This window comes from Rhodococcus sp. NPDC060176 (genome assembly GCF_042728675.1).
GTDB lineage: Bacteria > Actinomycetota > Actinomycetes > Mycobacteriales > Mycobacteriaceae > Rhodococcus_F.
The window spans coordinates 1-21,492 of the sequence record NZ_JBHWYS010000001.1 but is presented as its reverse complement, the minus strand read 5'-3'; the positions used below and the strand labels follow the sequence as shown (position 1 = coordinate 21,492).

Sequence of the window (21,492 nt, the reverse complement as noted above, 5' to 3'; positions counted from 1 at the left end):
GTCGGAGAATCACGCTCGAAGAGAGTTCATTCCATCGAGCTGTTGAGTACGGCGTCGGGTATCTGGAGGGTGGCGAAGATGACGGCAACCGCCTCCTCGAGGGAGTAGCCGAAGCTTTCGCCGGTGGCAGTCTTCTGGATGACGAGGCCGAAGATCGCAGACCAGAAGGCCTTGGACTCGACGTCGATGCCCGCGCGCAGCTGCCAGCCGGTGCGGATCAAGGTACGGAGGAGGGCGGTTTCGCCCGAGGAGTGCAGAGTGCGAAGCGTTTCGGAGATCAGGTCGCGAAGTTCACCACGACGACCCGTCATCATCATCGCTTCCACGAAGAGTTCGACGCTGGGAGCGCCCGAGCCCAGGAGGGATCCGACCAGCTTCTCGGTGTAATCGCCGACCGTGTCGGCGTCGGCGGCATCGACCTCGGCCCGCTTGCCTGCGCGCAGAACGGCCGCGCACGCCACCTCGACGAAGAGCTTTTCTTTGGAGCCGTAGTAGTAGGTCACCTGGTTGGGATGGGCGCCGGCGGCCGTGCAGATCTGCGCGATGGAGACGCTGTCGCCGTGCTCGAGGAACAGCTCGGTTGCGGCGTTGAACAGCGCCATGCGCGTCTGCTTGCCCGACTCACGCGTTGCACGCGCGGCGGGAACTGCCTCGGTGACCATTGCGAACTCCTACTTGTTTGTATGACAAACAATAACTCGGCGTTGTTTGTATGGCAAACAATTTCTTCCCGCCGCGATGACATGTCGACTTCTATCGACATGTCTGATGTGCGGGATTACTCTCTGAACATCGAGCACCCGAGAACTTCGGCTTTTCTGCGAGGAGGCGCCCTGCAATGCTCGCGCGATCCGGCTTCTCCCTGCCCACACGCACGACTCTCACGGGCGACTGGGCAGATTTGTTGCGTGAGCATTTTGTCGCGCTCGACGTATCCGATATCGAAGACGGCGATCGATTCAGCGGGGCCGTCCACTCGGCCCAACTCGCACACGTTCGGGTATCCGCAGTTCAATCGATGGAACAACGAATAGTCCGTAGCAACAGCCTCATCAAAAGCGACGGCGCGGACTATCTGCAGATCGGGATGATCCGCCGAGGTAGCGCGGTAGTGCGCCAAGACGACCGCGAATGCGTCCTGCGACGTGGCGACTACGTCCTGTACGACACCACGCGCCCCTTCGATTGGCAGATCGAGGGACACGCACACGACGGCATCTGGGGACTCGAGGTGTTCACCTGGCCACGGTCGTACCTGTCGCTCAGCGACGCGGAGGTCACGAGCCTGACCGCCATTGCCTTCGACGGACACGCGGGCCTGAGTGGCCTGCTTGGTCGCTTTCTTCACGATCTTGCCTCCGTCCGCATGACGTCCGACGCAAGCGGAGACGAAGAGGAAGTCGTCAACGAGATCGGCAACCTGGTCAAGTCCGTTCTTCACACAACTGCGCGACCGATCACCTCGCGGCGAACCAGCCTCTACGAATCCGCCCTGTCGGTCATAGACGCCCACATCGCAGACCCGGCCCTGTCTCCGGTGGACATCGCGGGATCGGTCAAAGTCTCCATTCGCCAGTTGCACCGAGCCTTCGCCGAACACGGCACGACGGTGTCACGGTCGATTCGCAGCCGTCGACTCGACGGTTGCCGTCGTGAGATCGTGCAACGACACGGAGTAGAGCGGTCGCTGACCCAGATTTCTCACCGCTGGGGATTCACCGACCTGGCCGCCTTCAGTCGAGCCTTCAAGGCGGAATTCGGGATCAGCCCGCGGCGATACCGGTCGCAAGCAGCGGCCCCCACAAGTACTACCCGCTGATCTGTAACATCTTCGGACACTTACCCATTGAACATGGTGTTCAAAATTCTCTGTCGCCGAAGCGTATCCACAATTCTTGGCACGGTAGGCCAAGCATCGGGCGCTGACGGCCAAGTTTGCTCGGCTGAGCGGGCGTAGATTTTCGGCACGGCGTTGCCAAGTGCCAGGCACCCGATTCGACCACCTACATCACAGGGAGCACTCATGGAATCTGCAATCGGCGAACACCTTCAATGCCCGCGCACTCTGACCAGGCGGGTTCCGGATACCTATACGCCACCGTTTCCCATGTGGGTCGGGCGCGCAGACGACACATTGCAACAGGTCGTGATGGGCTATCTCGGCGTGCAGTTCCGCGGCGAGAATCAGCGCCCGGCAGCGCTGCAGGCGATGCGGGATATCGTCGCCGGCTTCGACTTGCCGGACGGACCGGCACACCACGATCTCACCCATCACATCGACAACCAGGGCTACGAGAACCTGATCGTGGTCGGTTACTGGAAAGATGTTTCTTCCCAACATCGTTGGAGCACATCACCTCCAGTGTCCTCCTGGTGGGAGTCCGAAGACCGCCTGTCGGACGGATTGGGGTTCTTCCGCGAGATCGTGGCACCGAGAGCCGAACAATTCGAAACGCTCTACGCGTTCCAAGACGACCTCCCCGGGGTGGGAGCTGTCATGGACGGTGTCAGCGGCGAAATCAACGAGCACGGCTACTGGGGTTCGATGCGCGAGCGGTTTCCGATCTCCCAGACCGACTGGATGCAGGCCTCGGGCGAACTGCGGGTCGTCGCCGGTGACCCCGCCGTAGGTGGACGCGTAGTAGTGCGGGGACACGACAACATCGCACTGATCAGGTCCGGGCAGGACTGGGCCGACGCGGAAGCAGACGAGCGCAGCCTCTACCTGGACGAAATCCTGCCCACTCTTCAATCGGGCATGGACTTCCTCCGCGACAACGGCCCGGCCGTCGGGTGCTACAGCAACCGATTCGTACGCAATATCGACATCGACGGAAACTTCCTCGACCTGAGCTACAACATCGGCCACTGGGCCTCCCTCGACCAACTCGAACGGTGGTCGGAATCCCACCCGACCCATCTACGGATCTTCACGACGTTCTTCCGGGTGGCCGAGGGCCTGTCGAAATTACGCCTCTACCATGAGGTCTCGGTATTCGATGGCGCCGATCAGCTGTACGAGTACGTCAATTGTCATCCCGCGACCGGAATGCTGCGCGACGCGGTGACCACCACCGAGCACTGACCGAAGTCGCCGGAAATCTTCGGCCACGTTCTTTCCCTCGGAGGCAACTCGAGATATGTTGACGAGTGTCGACATATCTCAGTAGCGGCCATCGAGGAAGCGCGGACAGCAGACAGTGACTACTCAACGAAACGAAGAGTTGGCGTTTGCTGTGCTGGCCGACCAAGTGCGTCGACAGATTCTCGACACGCTGGCTACCCACGGCGAGTGCAATGCGGGCTTCATCAGCGATCAAATTTCGACGGTCGGTCGCACCACGGTATCCACACATCTCAAGGCGCTGCGGTTGTCCGGAGTGATCGTCGAACGGCGTCAAGGACGTCATCGCCTGTTCTCGATAGATCCGTCGGGGCCCGCCAACGATGCACTCCAGTTCCTGCGCGACGTCCTCGGGCGAGCGCTGGAAGCAGGTTCGAACGCCTCCGAGTTGCCGACCACGGCGACTGAGGATTCCGACGCGGCTTCGGTGCGTCGCCGGGCGTGAGGCCCTGTTGAGCCCCAGCACCTATTTCAGGCAGGAAGTAGAACGTGCCAGGTCTCTCCGTAACGGCACAGATCGTGACGACCGACCCACCAGGGTCAGCCTTCGAGCGCCTCGAAACGGGGCAACTGCTCGAACTCGAATGTGAGCAACTTACGGTCGGGGCCGCTGCCGCCATCTCCCTTCCCGTCGGCGACGGCGCACGCGCAGATCTAGCCGGAATGCCGATCACGCTGTTGGGATACGTCGCCGGCGTGAAGCGGGGCCGATCGGTCGTAATCGTGCACCACCAACCGTGGCGCGGCCGCCTGACGATCCGGTTCTTTCCCGACGGCACCGGGACCAGGATCGTTCTCGAGTCCAGCCTCGATCAGGACGGCATTTCCTGGCTTGCCAACAAGCGCGGATTCGCTCCACCCGAACCTCCGCGTTCCGACCGACATCGGATCGGGCTGCTGGTCAGCAAATCCGGCCCGGCAGCTGTATTCGCCCAGGCAACAGAACAACTCGCAGCCCTGGCCGTGGAAGAAATCAATGCCGACGGCGGCGTCGGCGGCGTTCTCGTCGACTTGGTGATCGGCGATGACGCTTCCGACTCGGCGGCCGGAGCGGCGACCGCACTGCGACTGGTGAAAAGCGGATGTCGCGCCGTTTTCGCGTGCGTGACATCGTCGACCTTCAATGCCGCTGCATCTGCCTTGCAGAACACCGGTGTGCTGTTGGTGCACACAGTTCTCAACGAGGGAGGTCGATCGCGTCCGGGAGTCCTTCGATTGGGTGAGCGACCACTCGACCAGACGCGAGCGGGTATACCCGCAATGATGTCCGAGACCGGTTCTCGCACTTGGTTCCTGGTCGGCCAGCAGTATTCGTGGTCGTTCGGAGCACATTGGGCGGCCCGGCGTGTGATCGCCGAATCCACAGGTTCGGTGGCCGGCGAAATCTACGTACCGTTGGGGACAACCGACTTCTCACGCATCATCGAGTCGATAGCCGACTCCGGGGCCGAACTGATTCTTTCCACCCTGGTCGGCCATGACGAGGTCTTCTTCGAACGACAATGCGCCCAGCACGGACTGCGGGCCACCACGCGGACGTTTGCATTGGTCCTCGACGAGGCCACTCAGCAGCTCATCGGCAATTCCGATGCCGACGGAGTCTGGGCGGCATTCGGCTACTTTCAATCCGCAGCCGGCGATCACGACCTCGAAAAGCGATACAGCGCGAGCTCGAACGAACTCCTGCCTCCGCTCAGTTCCCTGTCGGAGACAACGTACGAAGCGATCATCGCTTACGCACGCGCAGCCGAAGGAACGTCGGCAGGCGATCCGGAAACAGTACTTCGGCAGCTTGTCACGACGTCGAAAAGCTCTACGAACACCGGTGTTCCACTGCATCGACCGATTTTGCTCGCTGAATCACGCCGTGGGCGCCTGCACCCCCGCTCTCTCTGAGCGCGCGTAACCCGAACTTAACGAGTCAATATGTCGATACCTATTGACGCAATTATGGATCCGGCCCTAGTCTGAAAGACAAGTGAAGCCGATCACATCAGGAGCACACTTCTCATGGCGACAATCCGACCTGACGACAATGCAATAGACACCGCCGCAAAGCATTACGGCATCACTCTCGACCAATCAGCCCGGCTCGAGTGGCCGGCACTGATCGACGGAGCACTGGGCTCCTACGACGTCGTCGACCAGTTGTACGCCGACGAGGCAACCCCGCCGACCACGTCACGCGAGCACAAGGTGCCAACTGCGAGCGAAAATCCTTTGAGCGCTTGGTATGTGACCACAAGCATCCCGCCGACGTCGGACGGCGTCCTGACCGGCCGAAGCGTGGCGATCAAGGACAACGTGACCGTGGCCGGAGTTCCGATGATGAACGGGTCCCGGACAGTAGAAGGGTTCACCCCGTCTCGCGATGCAACTGTCGTCAGTCGGCTACTGGCGGCCGGGGCGACCGTCGCAGGCAAAGCCGTGTGTGAGGACCTGTGTTTCTCCGGCTCGAGCTTCACGCCGGCAAGCGGGCCGGTTCACAACCCATGGGACTCGCAGCGCGAAGCAGGGGGATCATCCGGTGGCAGTGCGGCTCTCGTCGCAAACGGTGACGTCGATTTTGCCATCGGTGGGGATCAGGGCGGATCGATCCGGATCCCGGCGGCATTCTGCGGCGTCGTCGGACACAAGCCGACGTTCGGGCTCGTCCCGTATACCGGGGCATTTCCCATCGAGCGAACAATCGACCACCTCGGCCCCATCACACGCACGGTCCACGATGCCGCACTGATGCTTTCGGTCATCGCCGGCCGCGACGGCAACGACCCACGTCAGCCGGACAGTGTCGAAGCAGGTGACTATTTGTCCACCCTCGACTCCGACGTGGACGGCCTGCGAATCGGAATCGTTCGAGAAGGTTTCGGGCACGCGGTCTCACAACCCGAGGTCGACGACGCAGTCCGCGCAGCGGCACACAGTTTGAGCGAAATCGGCTGCACGGTAGAGGAAGTAAGCATCCCGTGGCACCTGCATGCTTTCCATATCTGGAACGTGATCGCCACGGATGGTGGTGCCTACCAGATGTTGGACGGCAACGGATACGGCATGAACGCCGAAGGTTTGTACGATCCGGAACTGATGGCACACTTTGCTTCTCGACGCATTCAGCACGCCGACGCTCTGTCCGAAACCGTCAAACTAGTGGCGCTGACCGGCCACCACGGCATCACCACCCTCGGCGGCGCGAGCTACGGCAAAGCTCGCAACCTCGTACCGCTCGCCCGCGCCGCCTACGACACTGCCTTGAGACAGTTCGACGTCCTGGTGATGCCCACACTGCCCTACGTCGCATCCGAATTGCCGGCGAAGGACGTGGACCGCACCACCTTCATCACGAAGGCCCTCGGGATGATCGCCAACACTGCACCATTCGACGTGACAGGACATCCGTCCCTGTCCGTTCCGGCCGGCCTGGTGAACGGACTTCCGGTCGGAATGATGATCACCGGCAAAACCTTCGACGATGCGACGGTCCTCCGGGTCGGGCGCGCATTCGAAAAGCTCCGCGGCGTGTTTCCGACACCTGCCGACCGCACCTCCGATTCTGCACCACAACTCAGCCTCGCCTAGTTCTGTATCCGCACTTGCACAACAAATTCCACCGATTCACACATGATCAGCCCGCATAGAAAAGGTGAACCAGATGTCAGTAACGATCGACCACACAACGGAGAACGCCGCACCGGCCCAGGCGCCGGTCTCCGACCGGGCGTGGGCACTGTTCCGCGCACTCGACGGTAAGGGATTGGTACCCGACGGTTACGTCGAAGGATGGAAGAAGACCTTCGAGGAGGACTTCAGTCCAAGGCGCGGAGCGGAATTGGTCGCGCGGGCGTGGACCGACCCCGAGTTCCGGCAGTTGCTTCTCACCGACGGTACCGCCGCGGTTGCCCAGTACGGATATCTGGGCCCCCAGGGCGAATACATCGTGGCAGTCGAAGACACCCCGACCCTCAAGAACGTGATCGTGTGCTCGCTGTGTTCATGCACCGCGTGGCCCATTCTCGGCCTGCCCCCTACCTGGTACAAGAGTTTCGAATACCGTGCGCGAGTGGTGCGTGAGCCACGGAAGGTTCTCTCCGAGATGGGAACCGAGATCGCGTCGGACGTCGAGATCCGCGTCTACGACACCACCGCCGAAACTCGCTACATGGTTCTTCCGCAACGTCCCGCAGGCACCGAAGGCTGGAGCCAGGAACAGCTTCAAGAGATCGTCACCAAGGACTGCCTGATCGGCGTCGCAGTCCCGCAGGTCCCCACCGTCTGATCACCCCGACAAGAAAGAAGCACACCATGGATGGAGTACACGATCTTGCCGGAGTTCAAGGCTTCGGCAAAGTCCCGCATACCGTCAACGCCGACATCGGCCCCACCTTCCACGCCGAGTGGGAACACCTGCCGTACAGCCTGATGTTCGCCGGTGTCGCCGAACTCGGAGCATTCAGCGTCGACGAAGTTCGATACGTCGTCGAGCGGATGGAGCCCCGCCACTACATGATGACCCCGTACTACGAGAGATACGTCATCGGCGTCGCAGCACTGATGGTCGAAAAGGGAATCTTGACGCAGGACGAGCTCGAAAACCTTGCGGGAGGCCCCTTCCCACTCTCACGCCCCAGCGAATCCGAAGGCCGACCGGCTCGCACCGACACAACAACCTTCGAGGTCGGTCAGCGAGTACGCGTGCGAGACGAATACGTTCCCGGGCATATTCGAATGCCTGCGTACTGCCGAGGACGCGTGGGGACCATCGCTCACCGGACGACGGAGAAGTGGCCTTTTCCCGACGCAATCGGTCACGGCCGCAACGACGCCGGTGAAGAACCCACGTACCACGTGACGTTCGCTGCGGAGGAACTGTTCGGCAGCGACACAGATGGCGGGAGCGTCGTGGTCGACCTCTTCGAGGGTTACCTCGAGCCGGCGGCCTGATCTTCCAGCATTCCGGGCGGCGGTCATGCGATCACAGCGTTTTGCGTGACCGCCGCCTGATCACAGCGATTCTCTCATTCGGAAGGACACTCGAAATCATGGTCGACACACGACTTCCGGTCACGGTGCTGTCAGGTTTCCTGGGCGCCGGGAAGACGACACTACTCAACGAGATCCTGCGCAATCGGGAGGGTCGTCGGGTCGCGGTGATCGTCAACGACATGAGCGAAATCAACATCGACAGTGCAGAAGTCGAGCGTGAGATTTCGCTCAGTCGCTCCGAGGAGAAACTGGTCGAGATGACCAACGGCTGCATCTGCTGCACTCTGCGAGAGGATCTTCTCTCCGAGATCAGTGCCTTGGCCGCCGATGGCCGATTCGACTACCTACTCATCGAATCTTCGGGCATCTCCGAACCGCTGCCCGTCGCAGAGACGTTCACATTCATCGATACCGACGGCCACGCCCTCGCCGACGTCGCCCGACTCGACACCATGGTCACCGTCGTCGACGGCCACAGTTTTCTGCGCGACTACACGGCTGGGGGCCGCGTCGAAGCCGATGCCCCGGAAGACGAACGAGACATCGCGGATCTGCTTGTCGATCAGATCGAATTCGCCGATGTGATCCTGGTGAGCAAGGCCGATCTGGTCTCACGGGAGCATCTGATCGAGCTGACCGCGGTCCTACGATCTTTGAATGCAACTGCCTCGATAGTGCCGATGACGCTCGGACGCATCCCACTCGACACGATTCTCGATACCGGTTTGTTCTCGCTCGAGAAAGCGGCGCAGGCCCCCGGATGGCTACAAGAACTCCAGGGTGAACACATCCCCGAAACCGAAGAGTACGGAATCAGTTCGGTGGTGTACCGCGAGCGCGCACCCTTCCACCCCCAACGGCTGCATGATTTCCTGAGCAGCGAGTGGACCAACGGAAAGTTACTTCGCGCCAAGGGCTACTACTGGAATGCCGGCCGGTTCACCGAGATCGGGAGTATTTCTCAGGCCGGTCATCTCATTCGCCACGGATACGTCGGCCGTTGGTGGAAGTTTCTACCCCGCGACGAGTGGCCGGCCGACGATTACCGTCGCGACGGAATCCTCGACAAGTGGGAAGAACCCGTCGGAGACTGCCGACAAGAACTCGTCTTCATCGGCCAAGCCGTCGACCCGTCTCGACTGCACCGAGAACTCGACGCGTGTCTACTCACCACAGCCGAGATCGAACTCGGGCCAGACGTGTGGACCACCTGGAGCGACCCCTTGGGCGTCGGCTATACCGACCAGACCGTCTGATTTCGATCACTTCGGAATGAGTTTCCCCGACCTGGCGATACTTAAAATCACGCTGATTTGAAGGCAAGCCCGCAGCACAGCGGCCGCTTGTCCGAAAACTGTCAACAGTTCTACACGGAGAAATGGCTACCCTTAGGTTTACGCTGCACGCATGTTTTCTTCCGTCGCAGCGAAGATCCGCCTGGTGGTGGCACTGCTCCTCACTGCCCTCCTGGCGCTGACTCTGTCATCGTGCTCGAGTGGCTCGGATTCGTCGGCAGCCCCCACAGACCTGTGTGCACCTCCAGGAGTGGGAGCCGCAACCGCAGCGCCCACCAATCTGGACGCGGCAGCGGGTGCGGGCGCCGAAGACCGCTACACCACGGCCACCGTCACACCGGTCAATCAGATCGACACCTCGAAGCTGAATCTGATCAAACCCGGGGTCATCACGGTCGGCACGCTCGGTGACGCGCCCCCGAGCATCTGCGTCAACTCCGAGAACCAGTACACCGGATACGACAACGAGCTGCTGAAGGCCGTCGCGGACAAGCTGGGCTTGAAGGTCGAGTTCGTCGGCACCGAGTTCGCCGGTCTACTCGCCCAGGTTGCCGGTCGACGCTTCGACGTCGGCTCGTCGTCCATCACCACCACCGACGACCGTCGCAACACCGTCGGCTTCACCAACGGTTACGACTTCGGTTACTTCTCCCTCGTCGTACCTAACGGCAGCCCGATCACCGGCTTCGGCGACCTGGACTCTTCCAAGCGCATCGGCGTCGTGCAGGGAACCGTTCAGGACGACTACGTCGTGAACACGCTCAAGCTCGATCCCGTGAAGTTCCCCGACTACGCCACGGCGTACGCGAACCTCAAGTCCGGACAGATCGACGCTTGGGTAGCTCCGTCTCAGCAGGCCGAAGGCGCGATCGCTCCCGGTGATCCGACCTCGATCATCCAGAACACCTTCTCGGTCAACAACTTCGTCGGCTGGGCGGTGAACAAGGAGAACCAGCCGCTGATCGACGCCCTCAACTCGGGCCTCGACGCAGTCATCGACGACGGAACCTGGTCTCAGCTGTACGCCGACTGGGTGCCGCGCCAACTCCCCGAAGGCTGGAAGCCCGGATCCAAGGCCGCGGCCACTCCGGAACTGCCCGACTTCGCAGCCATCGCAGCAGAAAACGCAGCCAACGGCGACGGTGGGGATACCGCGTCGTACCAACCGAAGTCGACGCTCGAACAGCTCAAGGACACGTTCTTCGACTGGGATCTGTACAAGAAGGCATTCCCCGATCTCCTCAAGACCGGTCTGCCCAACACCCTGATCCTCGCGCTCGCGTCGGGCATCATCGGCACGATCCTCGGCATGCTGCTCGCTGTCGCCGGTATCTCGCGCACCCGTTGGCTGCGCTGGCCGGCCCGCGTCTACACCGACATTTTCCGTGGCCTGCCCGCCGTCGTCATCATCTTGATCATCGGGCTCGGCGTCGGACCGATCGTCAAGGGAATCACCGGCAGCAATCCGTACTGGCTCGGTGTCGCAGCGCTGTCACTGCTCGCGTCGGCATACATCGGTGAGATCTTCAGATCCGGTATCCAGAGTGTCGAGTCCGGGCAGCTCGAAGCCTCCCGTGCCCTCGGCTTCAGCTACCGAAAGTCCATGTCGCTGGTCGTCATCCCACAGGGTGTACGACGCGTTCTGCCGGCGTTGATGAACCAGTTCATCTCGCTGATCAAGGACTCGTCGCTGATCTACTTCCTCGGCCTCCTCGTCACCCAGCGGGAGCTCTTCGCCGTCGGACGCGATCTCAACGCCCAGACCGGCAGCCTGTCCCCGCTCGTCGCGGCAGGCTTGTTCTACCTTGCTCTGACCATCCCGCTGACGCACCTCGTCAACTACATCGACAACCGACTCCGGACTGGACGCGCCGACACCTCAGGCACGTTGGATCCGCTCGAGCAGGCCATCGTCGTGGAAAGGGGCTGAGGACATGACCACCAGCTCTGAACTGAAGTCCGTATCGCTCACCGGCAAGGACCTGCATCTGTCCTTCGGTACCAACAAGGTGCTTCGCGGCGTCAACCTGCACGTCGACGCCGGAAACACCGTCACCGTCATCGGGCCCTCCGGTTCGGGCAAGTCGACGCTCCTGCGCGTGCTGAACCGTCTGCACGAGCCCGAGCAGGGTGACGTGCTGCTCGACGGTAAGTCCGTCCTGAAGGACAACCCCGACGAGCTACGCCAGCGAATCGGCATGGTGTTCCAGCACTTCAACCTGTTCCCGCACAAGACCGTCGCCGAGAACATCGCACTGGGGCCGAACAAGCTCAAGGGGTTGTCCAAGGAACAGGCTCGGGCGCTCGCACTCGAGCAGCTGGATCTGGTGGGACTCAAGGAGAAGGCCGACTCGCGGCCCGGCAACCTTTCGGGCGGTCAGCAGCAGCGCGTCGCCATTGCCCGCGCCCTGGCGATGAAGCCCGAGGTCATGTTCTTCGACGAGGCGACGTCGGCTCTGGACCCCGAACTGGTCAAGGGTGTTCTGGCATTGATGGCCGACCTGGCGAAGTCCGGCATGACCATGGTCGTCGTGACGCACGAAATGGGTTTCGCGCGTTCCGTTTCCGACAAGGTTCTGTTCATGGATCGCGGCGCCGTTGTCGAAACCGGTACTCCGGAACAGCTTTTCGACGATCCCGAAACAGATCGACTGCAGGCGTTCCTCTCACAGGTTCTCTGACTCAGGGGCGCTTGCGGGAGATCGACGGGCGTTGATCCTCGACGCCTGAAGCATCAGATGGTCACGTTCGGCGAGGTTGGATGCCTTGTGCGCTGCATCGGCATACAGCCTCGCCGCCGTCTCCAGGTCTCCGTCGCGTTCACGGAGATAGGCCTCGACTGCGGCATGGCGTGGAAGTGAATCGTCCAGCGCTGCAAGAGCTGCCAAGCCTGCGCGCGGTCCGTCCGCCTCGCCGACGGCCACCGCTCGGTTGAGCCGGACGATCGGGCTGTCGGTCAGGGCTGCGAGTTCGTCGTACCACTCCACTATCTGCACCCAGTCCGTCTCGTCTGCTGTGAGAGCGTCGGCGTGGAGCGCAGCAATGGCGGCCTGGGCCTGGAACTCACCGAGCCGGTCGCGAGCGAGAGCTGCCTGGAGGATCACGACTCCTTCGGCAATCGAATCGGTGTCCCACCGGCTGCGATCCTGCTCGGCGAGCGGAACCAAGCTGCCGTCCGCGGCAGTGCGCGCGACGCGGCGAGCGTGGTGAAGCAGCATGAGCGCGAGCAACCCCGCCACTTCGGGATGGTCGATCGCGGCCGCGAGCTGCCGGGTGAGCCGTATCGCCTCCGCGGCCAGGTCGACGTCACCGGAGTAGCCCTCGTTGAAGACCAGATAGAGGACGCGCAGAACGGTCGCGACATCGCCGGGTTGCTCGAACCGCACACCGGAGACCGTGCGCTTGGCCCGGCTGATGCGCTGAGCCATCGTCACCTCGGGCACCAGGTAGGCCTGCGCAATCTGGCGGGTGGTCAGCCCGCCGACAGCGCGCAGCGTGAGTGCGACGGCGGACGACGGCGTCAACGACGAGTGCGCGCACAGAAAGTAGAGCTGGAGTGTGTCGTCCACTGCCGGCGCGGGCCCGTTCACTTGCTGCTCGCCTGGCTGCTCGTCCGCCAGAAACTCCCGCTTGCGACGAGCCGCATCCGAACGGATCCCGTCGAGGAACCGCCGCCAGGCCACTGTGACCAGCCAGCCCTTCGGGTCCCGCGGCGGGTTGTCCGGCCAGACCCTGACCGCCTCGAGCAGAGCGTCCTGCACGGCGTCCTCGGCCGACGCGAAATCTGCTCCGCGGCGAACGAGGATGCCGAGCACGCTCGGAGTCAGACTCCGAAGCAAGGCGTCGTCCATGACAGCTCTCAGTCCGTGATGGTCGGCGGCTCGGTCAGGAACGGACGCAGTTCGAGCCATTCGTGAATCGGCTTCCCGCCGGCGCCGGGTGCGGCCGAAAGCTCACCGGCCAATTGGACGGCTCGGTCGTAGTTGTCGACGTCGATCACCATCCAGCCGGCAATGAGGTCCTTGGTCTCCGCGAACGGGCCGTCTGTGACCGGGGGACGACCCTCGCCGTCGTACCGGACAAAGGTGCCCTCAGGAGCGAGAGCCTGACCGTCGACGAACTCGCCCGCCTTCTCGAGCCGATCCGCGAAGTCCTGCATGTACTTCACGTGGGCCGTAATCTCTTCCGGTGTCCACTGGTCCATCGGCACGCCGTTGACTGCAGCCGGAGCGCCGCGGTAGTGCTTGAGCAGCAAGTACTTGGCCATCGTGAATCTCCTCTGTGTCGGTGCCACCCATTCTGGTCGCACGTCACTACAGGGACGAAGCAAGTTGGGGATTCTCGACATCGCGGGGCTATTCTCGACATCGCGGGGCTTCGGGGCCCTAAATCCACCCCTGCCGGCGGGCGATCACTGCAGCTTCGTGCCGATTGGCAGCACCGAGTTTGGTGACAGCTGACGACAGATAGTTCCGCGTGGTTCCTGCCGAGAGGTGTGCCCGGGAAGCGATCTGCTCGATGGATGCTCCGTCCGCCGCGTACTCGAGTACGTCCGCTTCACGCGGAGTAAGCGGTGAGTCGCCTGCGCCGATTGCCTCGGCTGCCAACGACGGATCGACGTACCGCCCGCCCGCATGGACGCTGCGGACCACCTCGGCGAGCGTCGCCGCAGGCGTCGTCTTCGGCAGAAATCCTCGGACGCCTGCTGACAGTGCCTTCTTCAGATACCCGGGACGCCCGTGGCTCGTCACAATGATCGAGACGCACCCCGAGACCGTCTGCGCAATCTGTTGCGCCGTCTCGATCCCGTCGATCCCGGCCATCTGAAGGTCGAGCACGGCTACGTCAGGTTGATGCTTCGCAGCAGCGATCACGGCGTCCTCGCCGGATTCGGCTTCTGCCACGACAACGATGTCGTCTTCGAGCGACAACATCATGGCCAGAGCCGAGCGGATCAGGTTCTCGTCGTCGGCCAGCAGTACCTTGATCGGCTCGGTCACCGAGACTCCTTCGTTCGGGACGGAAAGTGGGCGGTGAGGGTGAAGCGATCTTCGTCTTGGACGGTTTCGACAGTTCCTCCGACGGCGCCGACGCGCTCGCGCAATCCGTTCAGGCCGGTTCCGTTGTTCGGCTCTGCGATACGTGCGCCGTCGTTGGCAATCACGACGCCGTCCGCGAACACCTCGATGCTGCAATTCTCAGCACTCGAGTGCCGGAGAATGTTGGTCACTCCTTCACGGACGACCCAGGCAGCGGCTTCGGCCAGTTCCACCGGCAGTTGATCTGCCGATCCACGTATCGCGGTGGAGATTCCGGCGGCCTCGAGCAAAGACTGCGCACCGGCCAACTCGGACGCCAAGGCGATGGACCGGTATCCCCGAACCAACTCGCGCGCTTCGTCGAGTGAATCTTGCGCAAGTTCGCGTACTTCGTCCATCTGCGCGGCGGCACGATCGTCGCCGCGTCGTGAAAGCGTGGCTGCAAGTTCGCTTTTCACCGCAATTGCAGACAGTGCCCGCCCGACGACGTCATGCAGATCACGCGAAAATCGCAACCGCTCCTCGGCGACGGACAGAGCAGCGGCGGCTCCGCGTGCCTCGTCCAATTCGGTAACCATCCGCAGCAGCCAGACCGACATGTAGACGGTCAGCCCCATGAAGCCGGCAACGATTCCGACGGACACGCCGCTTTCCGGACCCGCAAGCAGTCCCAAGACAACCCCGGCGACCACCGAGCCCACGATCAGCCAGCGCAACGACGTCAACCCGGCAAGGGGAACCACAAGGATTGCCGCCAGCCAGAAGTACGGGCCGTTCTCGCCATTGCTTCCCAAGGCAATTCCCGCCGAGCAGAACGCCGACAACGTCATCACGGCAAGGGGAATCTGGACGGGCTTGACCACGATCCCGCCCAGATCAGGCATCCGAGACACGGCGATGACGCACGCAACGGCACTGATTCCGAGGAACACACCCGACAGATACCGATCCGCAACGACCTCGGTGACCGCACCGAAGCCACCGAAAACCACTGCGACCATGATGAACGATTGCCGCGTGTAGAGGCGAACCTTGTCGACGTTCGACGCGGTTCGCCACGTCCGTCTCGGGTTCCAGCGTCCGAAGTTCTGCGCGATCATGCCCACTACCTTCTCAGAGTTCTACGAACGCGGTTCCCAGCGGAAGTGGACGTTCGCGATCAGAACCGAACCGACGATCCACGCCAGCATGACCAACAGCGGTTGCGCAGCCGAACCGAAGGTGTCGACAAATCCCGCTGCCGCACCGGGCGCATCGCCCAGATCAGCCAGTTCGCCAGTGGTCCGCCCCAGCCATCCGAGATTGAGAAGGTCCACTACTGCGGCCAGCGGAGTGAAATCGAGAATGCGAGCAACGTTGTCCGGCACGACATTCCTGATCGAGGACATACCTGCCGTCGCCAGAATCAGAATCGGCATGCAGGTGATCTGCGCCGCCTCTGCATTTCGCGTGACAGCCGAAGTGATCAACGCCAGCGCCGTGAAGAGCGTGGCGCCGCCGATCACCGCGACCAGCACCAGGACCGGATTGACCGGAGCACTACCGCCCAGAACCATCACGGCGATTCCGATCACCACCGTCAACAGGCCGGTGAGAACCCACGACGGCACTGCCGGGCCCGCGAGGATCTCGGCGTCGCTGCATTCCCCTGTCCGTAGTCGCTTGAGAACCAACTCGTCACGACGCGTCGCGTACACCGACAGGAGGTTGTAGAAGACCACGAACACGAGCAGGAAGAGTGCAAACACCTCGAGGCCTGCCGACACCGACTTGTCGGACAACCCGCCATCGCGCGACAGGTACAGCATCCCCACGGGAAAGATCAACGGGAGGACGATTGCGTTGAAGAGCAACAGTCGATTTCGTCCCAGGAGCGTGAACTCCGAACGAGACAGGGTTGCTATGCGGTTCATGCCGACGCTCCTTCGAGAGTTGCGTGATGATCGAATTGGTCTGCAATGGAGAGGAATACGGTCTCCAGGGATGCCGCGCGGGCATCCAGGCCGGTCAGCAGGATGTTGTTGTGCTGTGCCCACAGCAGCAGTTCCGTCAGCGTCTCCTGCACTGTGCGAGTGGTGATCACCACCAGATCGTTTTCGACGCGTACCTCGGCGCCGGCCAGGGCCGGGAGCGGAAGACCGGGACGGTGCAGTTTGATCTGGGCAGGATGATCCGCGACGACGTCCGCCACGGTTCCGCTGCGCACCACCGATCCTCGGTGCATGATCGCCAACTGGTCGCACAGGGACTCGGCTTCGTCCAGGTAATGCGTCGTCAACATGATGGTGACGCCCGACGCTTTCAAGTCAGCGATCAATTGCCAAGTGTTACGTCGACTTTCGGGATCCAAACCAGTAGTCGGCTCGTCGAGAAACAGGACGAGTGGCCGGCCGATGATCGCGCACGCCAGATCCAGTCGCCGCGCCTCACCTCCCGAGAGGAACTTCACGCGGGTATCACCACGGTCACGCATGTCCACGCGCTCGAGGACCTCGTCGACGGGAAGTGGATTCGAGCAGGTTCCTGCCCACATCGCCAAACTCTCGCGGGCAGTGAGATCTTGGGGAAGACCGCCCTTCTGAAGCATGATGCCCAGTGACGGGCGAATCTGCTTGCGGTTGCGCACCGGATCCATCCCCAGAACGCGCACGGTACCCGCACTGGCCCGCGAAAGACCCTGAATCACTTCGAGAGTGGATGTCTTGCCGGCACCGTTAGTTCCGAGGAGGCCGAACAACTCGCCTTCCTGGACACTCAGATCAAGATTGCGGACAGCATCGAACGCATCCTTGCCCGAGCCGTAGCGCCGCGACATTCCGACAACGTCGATCACGGGATCGCCCTTCATCGCTGCGCCTCCTCTCGGTTCCAGCCGCGCAGCCCGATCACGAATCGGATACCCGCATAGACAGCGAGAGCGGCAACAAGAATCCAGAACACGGGATTGGAGCCGATGATCGCGAACAGCACTCCGATGATCGCGATATTCACGACGATCACTACAAGTTCGCGACCCATCGTGGGTGCGGGTCCGATGTCCATCAGGTCCGTCAGGAGGCTTCCCTCATGTGGTTCTCTCATGCATTCAAGCTTCGCGGGAAGTCGGAGCCGAAAACAGTGCACAGCGTCATCACCTGCGGTGACACCGTCATGGATCGGCGATGACAAATGTCATGCGACGTCCCCGCGGGGACGCGTCGTAAACCGCGGGTAAGGGTCACCTCGTTGTTTTGCCGTTCATTTTTACGTTCCTTTACCCTTGCTTAGAGCTTCTACGGTTCCCGAAGTCCGTACATCGAATCTCGGGAGTTCACGGTGGCTATCAAGCCTTTGGCCTTGTTCGTCAAACACGACGGCGTGTCTGCACGCGCGTCGATCACCTGCCAGTACAAGTGCGGAAACGCGTGCTCTCACGAGGTCCCCAACACCTCGGGCGGCGAGTACTTCCGCGACATCGCACGCACGGCACTGACTCGTCGCGGCATGCTCCGGGGCAGCGGCATGGCGGTCCTCGCGGTGGGGGCAGGCAGTGCCCTCGTCGCCTGTTCGGACGAATCTGCAAGCGCCGAACCGGGAACCGGTTCGGCGAGTGGCAGCAGCAGCGGATCGACACCGGCGGGAACGAACTTCAGCGCTGTCGCTCCCAACAAAGAAGACAAGGTCACCGTCCCTGACGGATACGATCAGGCCGTCGTGATTCGCTGGGGTGACGCCGTTCTCGCCGGTGCCCCGGCTTTCGACTTCGACAAGCAGACTGCGGCAGCGCAGGAACTGCAGTTCGGATTCAACAACGACTTCGCCGGATTGCTTCCGGTCGACGGACAGCCCAACACCTACCTACTCGTGGTCAACCACGAATACTCCACCGAGCCCGCGATGTTCCGCGGCTACGATGCGGAGAACCCGACCGAGGAGCAGTTCAAGATCGGCTTGGCCAGCCACGGACTGTCGGTCGTCCAGGTCAAGGGAGAATCCGACAACGGCAAGCTGGTGCCGGAGATCGGATCGAACAACCGCCGCATCACCGGAACCACGGAATTTATCGTGACCGGCCCCGCTGCCGGTAGCGACTTCCTCAAGACGAGCGCCGATCCCACCGGAACCAAAGTGCTCGGCACCCTCAACAACTGCGCGGGCGGCGTCACACCTTGGGGCACAGTGCTTTCCGGCGAAGAGAACTTCAACCAGTACTTCGCGAATGCCGAGGGCGTCACCGATCCCACAGTCGCCGCGCGGCTGAAGCGCTACGGTCTTGCCGGCGCCGCTTCCGAGCGCAAATGGGAACGCTTCGACAAGCGGTTCGATCTGGTCGCAGAACCCAACGAGGTCAACCGATTCGGATACGTCGTCGAGATTGATCCCTGGGATCCGTCGTCGACTCCGATCAAGCACACAGCGCTCGGACGTTTCAAGCACGAAGCCGCCACCATTTACATCACGTCGGACGGCACGGTCGTCGCCTACAGCGGCGACGACGAGCGCTTCGACTACATGTACAAGTTCGTCTCCAGCCGAAAGATGCAGGATGGCAAGAGTCAAGCAGCCATGCGTCACAACATGACTCTGCTCGACGCCGGAACGCTGTACGTCGCCAAGCTCAGCGGAAACTCTGCCGGCGAGATCGACGGCAGCGGCAAACTCCCCGCGGACGGCAAGTTCGACGGAACCGGCGAGTGGGTGGCCATCCTGCGCACCGGCGAAGACGGCAAGGGCGAATCGCTGGTCGACGGCATGAGTGCCGAAGAGGTAGCCGTCTTCACCCGCCAGGCCGGCGACAAGGTCGGGGCAACGAAGATGGACCGCCCCGAGGACTTCGAGGCAAACCCGAAGAGCGGCAAGGTTTACGTCGCGCTGACCAACAACACCAAGCGCGGCGTCGACGGCGGCGCAGCGGCCGACGAGGCGAACCCGCGCAACAACAACAAGAACGGCCAGGTCCTCGAAATCACCGACGACCACGCCGGCACCACCTTCGGCTGGAACCTCCTACTCGTCTGCGGAGATCCAGCCACAGCCGATACCTACTTCGGTGGATTCGACAAGAGCAAGGTCAGCCCGATCTCGTGCCCGGACAACCTTGCCTTCGACCCGCACGGAAACCTGTGGATCTCCACCGACGGCAACGCACTCAAGTCCAACGACGGACTGTTCAGTGTTGTCCTCGAAGGCGAAAAACGTGGTGAGACAAAGCAGTTCCTCACCGTCCCCGTCGGCGCCGAAACCTGCGGACCGATTGTGGACGAGAAGCGCGTCATCGTCTGCGTCCAGCACCCCGGCGAGACCGACGACGCCAGCATCGAAAGCCCCGCATCCCATTGGCCCGACGGTGGTTCCTCCCAGCCTCGCCCGTCGGTGGTTGCAGCCTGGAAGAAGGACGGATCTCGGCTCGGCTCGTAATACGCACGAAAACGACTGTGGGGCAGATCGCATACTCTGCGATCTGCCCCACGTCGTTTACCTCAGATTCTCAAGGGAATCAGTTGTCACCATCCTCGCGACGCTTACGCGTCAGGAGAACAACACCCGTTCCCAGCGCCAGCAGCAGAACCAATCCACCTGCTGCGAGCAACGTGGTGTTCACGCCACTCTCACCAGCGCCACCACCAGAGTTGATCGTTCCGCCCTGAGGAGTAGACGTCGGCGACTTCGGCTGACCGGGCTGACCCGGGTTTGCCGTCGGCGGCTTCGGCTGTCCCGGAACCGTGCTCGGAACCGGCTGACCCGGAACCGTCGGCGGTACGACGACCGGAGGCACAACGACGATCGGGGGAATGATGATCGTCGGTGTAACCGGCACCGTCGTGGTCGGAACCGTCGTGGTCGGCGGAACTGTCGTGACCGGCGTCGTTGTCGTCGGCGGCGTAGTTGTCGTCACGCCACACGGATCCACAATCTCTTCCGCGACAACTTCTTCTGTCGTGGTTTCCTCTGTGGTGGTCTCCTCCGTGGTGGTCTCCTCCGTGAGGGCGGATTCCTCCGTACCGGTCACATCAGCATCACCAGTTGTGATCGCGCTAGCCGTCGTCGTCGCAGCCGTTGTGGTCGGAACCATCCGCGTGGTCGTCGACGGAGGAACACAAGGCTCCGTCGTGACCGGCGGCGTCGTGGTGGTGGTCGGCGGCGGCACCGTAGTGGTGGTCTCCGGCGGGTCAATCGGGTGTTCGGTGCAGAGAGCGTCGCCCGGGACACAGTCCACCGGCGGGTTCTCGCCACCAACCACCAGGTAGTTGTTCAGGACACCCGGAGTGAATCCGGGACCCGACAACGTTCCGATCTCGGGATTGACCTTGACGGTGTACGTCACCGTCGCGCTCGCACCCTTGGCCAGCATTCCGGTGACCGTGAAGACGTTGTCGACGACACCCGAAACAACCAGCGTGGAAGTGGTAGCCGGATTCTTCGTCATTACTGCATCGTCGAGAACATCGGTCAGATCGTCGTAGAAGCTGACCTCACCATCCGCGGTGCCCACATTCTTGAACGTGAGCGTATACGTGATCTCCTGGCCGGCAACCACACGGTTCGTGGTGGACGGATCAGAGGACTTCAGTACCTCGATTGCGGGAGTGCCATCAACCGGGTGTTCGGTCGTGACCGGTGGAGGAGTGATCTCCGGACCCGTCGGCGGCTTCGCAGTACCGGTGACCTTGTTGTTGATCAGCGTGCCACCGGCAACACCGGCATTGATCTTCACCTGATAGGTCAGGACAACCGACTTACCAGCCTGAAGTGCACCCGACCACGAAAGCGTCGTACCCGACAGAGTCGGAGCAGTCGCGTCGACGCCGTCGACTACTGCCTTGAGCGAACCGTCCACCAGAGCGGCGTTGTCGAGAACCTTCGACAGATCATCGGTCAACACCACCGGATCGAGAATCGTGTTACCCGTATTGCTACCGGTCACCGTGTACGTGATCGTCTGGCCAGCAGCAACATTGGTACCCGATACCGGATCAGCGGTCTTCGCGACCGTGAACCCCGGAACCTGAACCGGATGCGTCGTGCACAGCTGCGTCGCCGGATCACACACCTCCGGAGGATCCACCGGCGGAGT

General features: G+C 62.1%; 20 protein-coding genes. 11 read left to right on the top strand and 9 right to left on the bottom strand.

The features are described 5' to 3' along the window. Positions 1 to 26 precede the first annotated feature (26 nt). Complete coding sequence (locus ACFWEM_RS00100; protein WP_161120451.1) at positions 27 to 662, bottom strand: TetR/AcrR family transcriptional regulator C-terminal domain-containing protein; 636 nt, start codon at positions 660 to 662, stop codon at positions 27 to 29. Between the two features lie 176 nt (positions 663 to 838). On the opposite strand from ACFWEM_RS00100, the gene ACFWEM_RS00095 reads away from it, so the two are divergent. From ACFWEM_RS00095 to ACFWEM_RS00050, 10 genes are all read left to right on the top strand, one after another. After that, a complete protein-coding gene (locus ACFWEM_RS00095; protein WP_378530012.1) occupies positions 839 to 1,819 on the top strand; it encodes a helix-turn-helix domain-containing protein in 981 nt (326 codons plus the stop codon). 204 nt (positions 1,820 to 2,023) lie between these two features. Further along, positions 2,024 to 3,085: a phenylacetaldoxime dehydratase family protein gene (locus ACFWEM_RS00090; RefSeq protein WP_378530010.1), complete on the top strand. Its 1,062-nt coding sequence runs from the start codon at positions 2,024 to 2,026 to the stop codon at positions 3,083 to 3,085. Positions 3,086 to 3,200: 115 nt separating this feature from the next. Then, on the top strand, positions 3,201 to 3,569 hold the full coding sequence (locus ACFWEM_RS00085) for a helix-turn-helix transcriptional regulator (RefSeq protein WP_020909773.1): 369 nt from the start codon (positions 3,201 to 3,203) through the stop codon (positions 3,567 to 3,569). 44 nt (positions 3,570 to 3,613) lie between these two features. Further along, positions 3,614 to 5,020: a substrate-binding protein gene (locus tag ACFWEM_RS00080; protein WP_378530008.1), complete on the top strand. Its 1,407-nt coding sequence runs from the start codon at positions 3,614 to 3,616 to the stop codon at positions 5,018 to 5,020. 114 nt (positions 5,021 to 5,134) lie between these two features. Further along, positions 5,135 to 6,700, top strand: a complete 1,566-nt coding sequence (locus ACFWEM_RS00075) for an amidase (RefSeq protein WP_378530006.1) — start codon at positions 5,135 to 5,137, stop codon at positions 6,698 to 6,700. Between the two features lie 73 nt (positions 6,701 to 6,773). Beyond that, complete coding sequence (gene nthA, locus ACFWEM_RS00070) at positions 6,774 to 7,397, top strand: nitrile hydratase subunit alpha (protein ID WP_042450854.1); 624 nt, start codon at positions 6,774 to 6,776, stop codon at positions 7,395 to 7,397. A 26-nt stretch (positions 7,398 to 7,423) separates the two neighbouring features. Next, a complete protein-coding gene (gene nthB, locus ACFWEM_RS00065; RefSeq protein ID WP_378530003.1) occupies positions 7,424 to 8,062 on the top strand; it encodes a nitrile hydratase subunit beta in 639 nt (212 codons plus the stop codon). 98 nt (positions 8,063 to 8,160) lie between these two features. After that, the gene (zigA, locus tag ACFWEM_RS00060; protein ID WP_378530000.1) at positions 8,161 to 9,360 is read left to right on the top strand and encodes a zinc metallochaperone GTPase ZigA; all 1,200 of its coding nucleotides are present in this window, start codon (positions 8,161 to 8,163) and stop codon (positions 9,358 to 9,360) included. A gap of 151 nt (positions 9,361 to 9,511) precedes the next feature. Continuing rightward, positions 9,512 to 11,329: an ABC transporter substrate-binding protein/permease gene (locus tag ACFWEM_RS00055; protein WP_378529998.1), complete on the top strand. Its 1,818-nt coding sequence runs from the start codon at positions 9,512 to 9,514 to the stop codon at positions 11,327 to 11,329. Positions 11,330 to 11,333: 4 nt separating this feature from the next. Next, positions 11,334 to 12,080: an amino acid ABC transporter ATP-binding protein gene (locus ACFWEM_RS00050; RefSeq protein ID WP_020909781.1), complete on the top strand. Its 747-nt coding sequence runs from the start codon at positions 11,334 to 11,336 to the stop codon at positions 12,078 to 12,080. Here the strand turns inward: ACFWEM_RS00050 and ACFWEM_RS00045 are convergent. The 7 genes from ACFWEM_RS00045 to ACFWEM_RS00015 form a co-directional block, all read right to left on the bottom strand. Continuing rightward, positions 12,066 to 13,250 carry an RNA polymerase sigma factor gene (locus ACFWEM_RS00045; RefSeq protein WP_378529996.1) on the bottom strand — a complete coding sequence of 395 codons (1,185 nt, stop codon included), beginning with the start codon at positions 13,248 to 13,250 and terminating at the stop codon, positions 12,066 to 12,068. The genes ACFWEM_RS00050 and ACFWEM_RS00045 overlap by 15 nt on opposite strands. A gap of 8 nt (positions 13,251 to 13,258) precedes the next feature. Next, on the bottom strand, positions 13,259 to 13,666 hold the full coding sequence (locus tag ACFWEM_RS00040) for a YciI family protein (RefSeq protein WP_378529994.1): 408 nt from the start codon (positions 13,664 to 13,666) through the stop codon (positions 13,259 to 13,261). Between the two features lie 118 nt (positions 13,667 to 13,784). Beyond that, positions 13,785 to 14,399 carry a response regulator transcription factor gene (locus ACFWEM_RS00035; RefSeq protein ID WP_308371631.1) on the bottom strand — a complete coding sequence of 205 codons (615 nt, stop codon included), beginning with the start codon at positions 14,397 to 14,399 and terminating at the stop codon, positions 13,785 to 13,787. Then, the gene (locus ACFWEM_RS00030) at positions 14,396 to 15,538 is read right to left on the bottom strand and encodes a sensor histidine kinase (RefSeq protein ID WP_378529991.1); all 1,143 of its coding nucleotides are present in this window, start codon (positions 15,536 to 15,538) and stop codon (positions 14,396 to 14,398) included. Before ACFWEM_RS00030 ends, ACFWEM_RS00035 begins: the two co-directional genes overlap by 4 nt. A gap of 21 nt (positions 15,539 to 15,559) precedes the next feature. Beyond that, positions 15,560 to 16,351 carry an ABC transporter permease gene (locus ACFWEM_RS00025; protein ID WP_378529989.1) on the bottom strand — a complete coding sequence of 264 codons (792 nt, stop codon included), beginning with the start codon at positions 16,349 to 16,351 and terminating at the stop codon, positions 15,560 to 15,562. Continuing rightward, entirely contained in the window at positions 16,348 to 17,286 is a 939-nt protein-coding gene (locus tag ACFWEM_RS00020; RefSeq protein WP_378529987.1) for an ABC transporter ATP-binding protein, read from the bottom strand. Before ACFWEM_RS00020 ends, ACFWEM_RS00025 begins: the two co-directional genes overlap by 4 nt. After that, positions 17,283 to 17,519 carry a hypothetical protein gene (locus tag ACFWEM_RS00015; RefSeq protein WP_283305558.1) on the bottom strand — a complete coding sequence of 79 codons (237 nt, stop codon included), beginning with the start codon at positions 17,517 to 17,519 and terminating at the stop codon, positions 17,283 to 17,285. Before ACFWEM_RS00015 ends, ACFWEM_RS00020 begins: the two co-directional genes overlap by 4 nt. Before the next feature lie 234 nt (positions 17,520 to 17,753). Between ACFWEM_RS00015 and ACFWEM_RS00010 the strand changes: the two genes are divergently transcribed. Next, positions 17,754 to 19,835 carry a PhoX family protein gene (locus tag ACFWEM_RS00010; RefSeq protein WP_378529985.1) on the top strand — a complete coding sequence of 694 codons (2,082 nt, stop codon included), beginning with the start codon at positions 17,754 to 17,756 and terminating at the stop codon, positions 19,833 to 19,835. Positions 19,836 to 19,914: 79 nt separating this feature from the next. Here ACFWEM_RS00010 and ACFWEM_RS00005 read toward each other — a convergent pair. Beyond that, the coding region (locus tag ACFWEM_RS00005; protein WP_378529982.1) for an isopeptide-forming domain-containing fimbrial protein at positions 19,915 to 21,492 on the bottom strand (1,578 nt) is incomplete at its 5' end.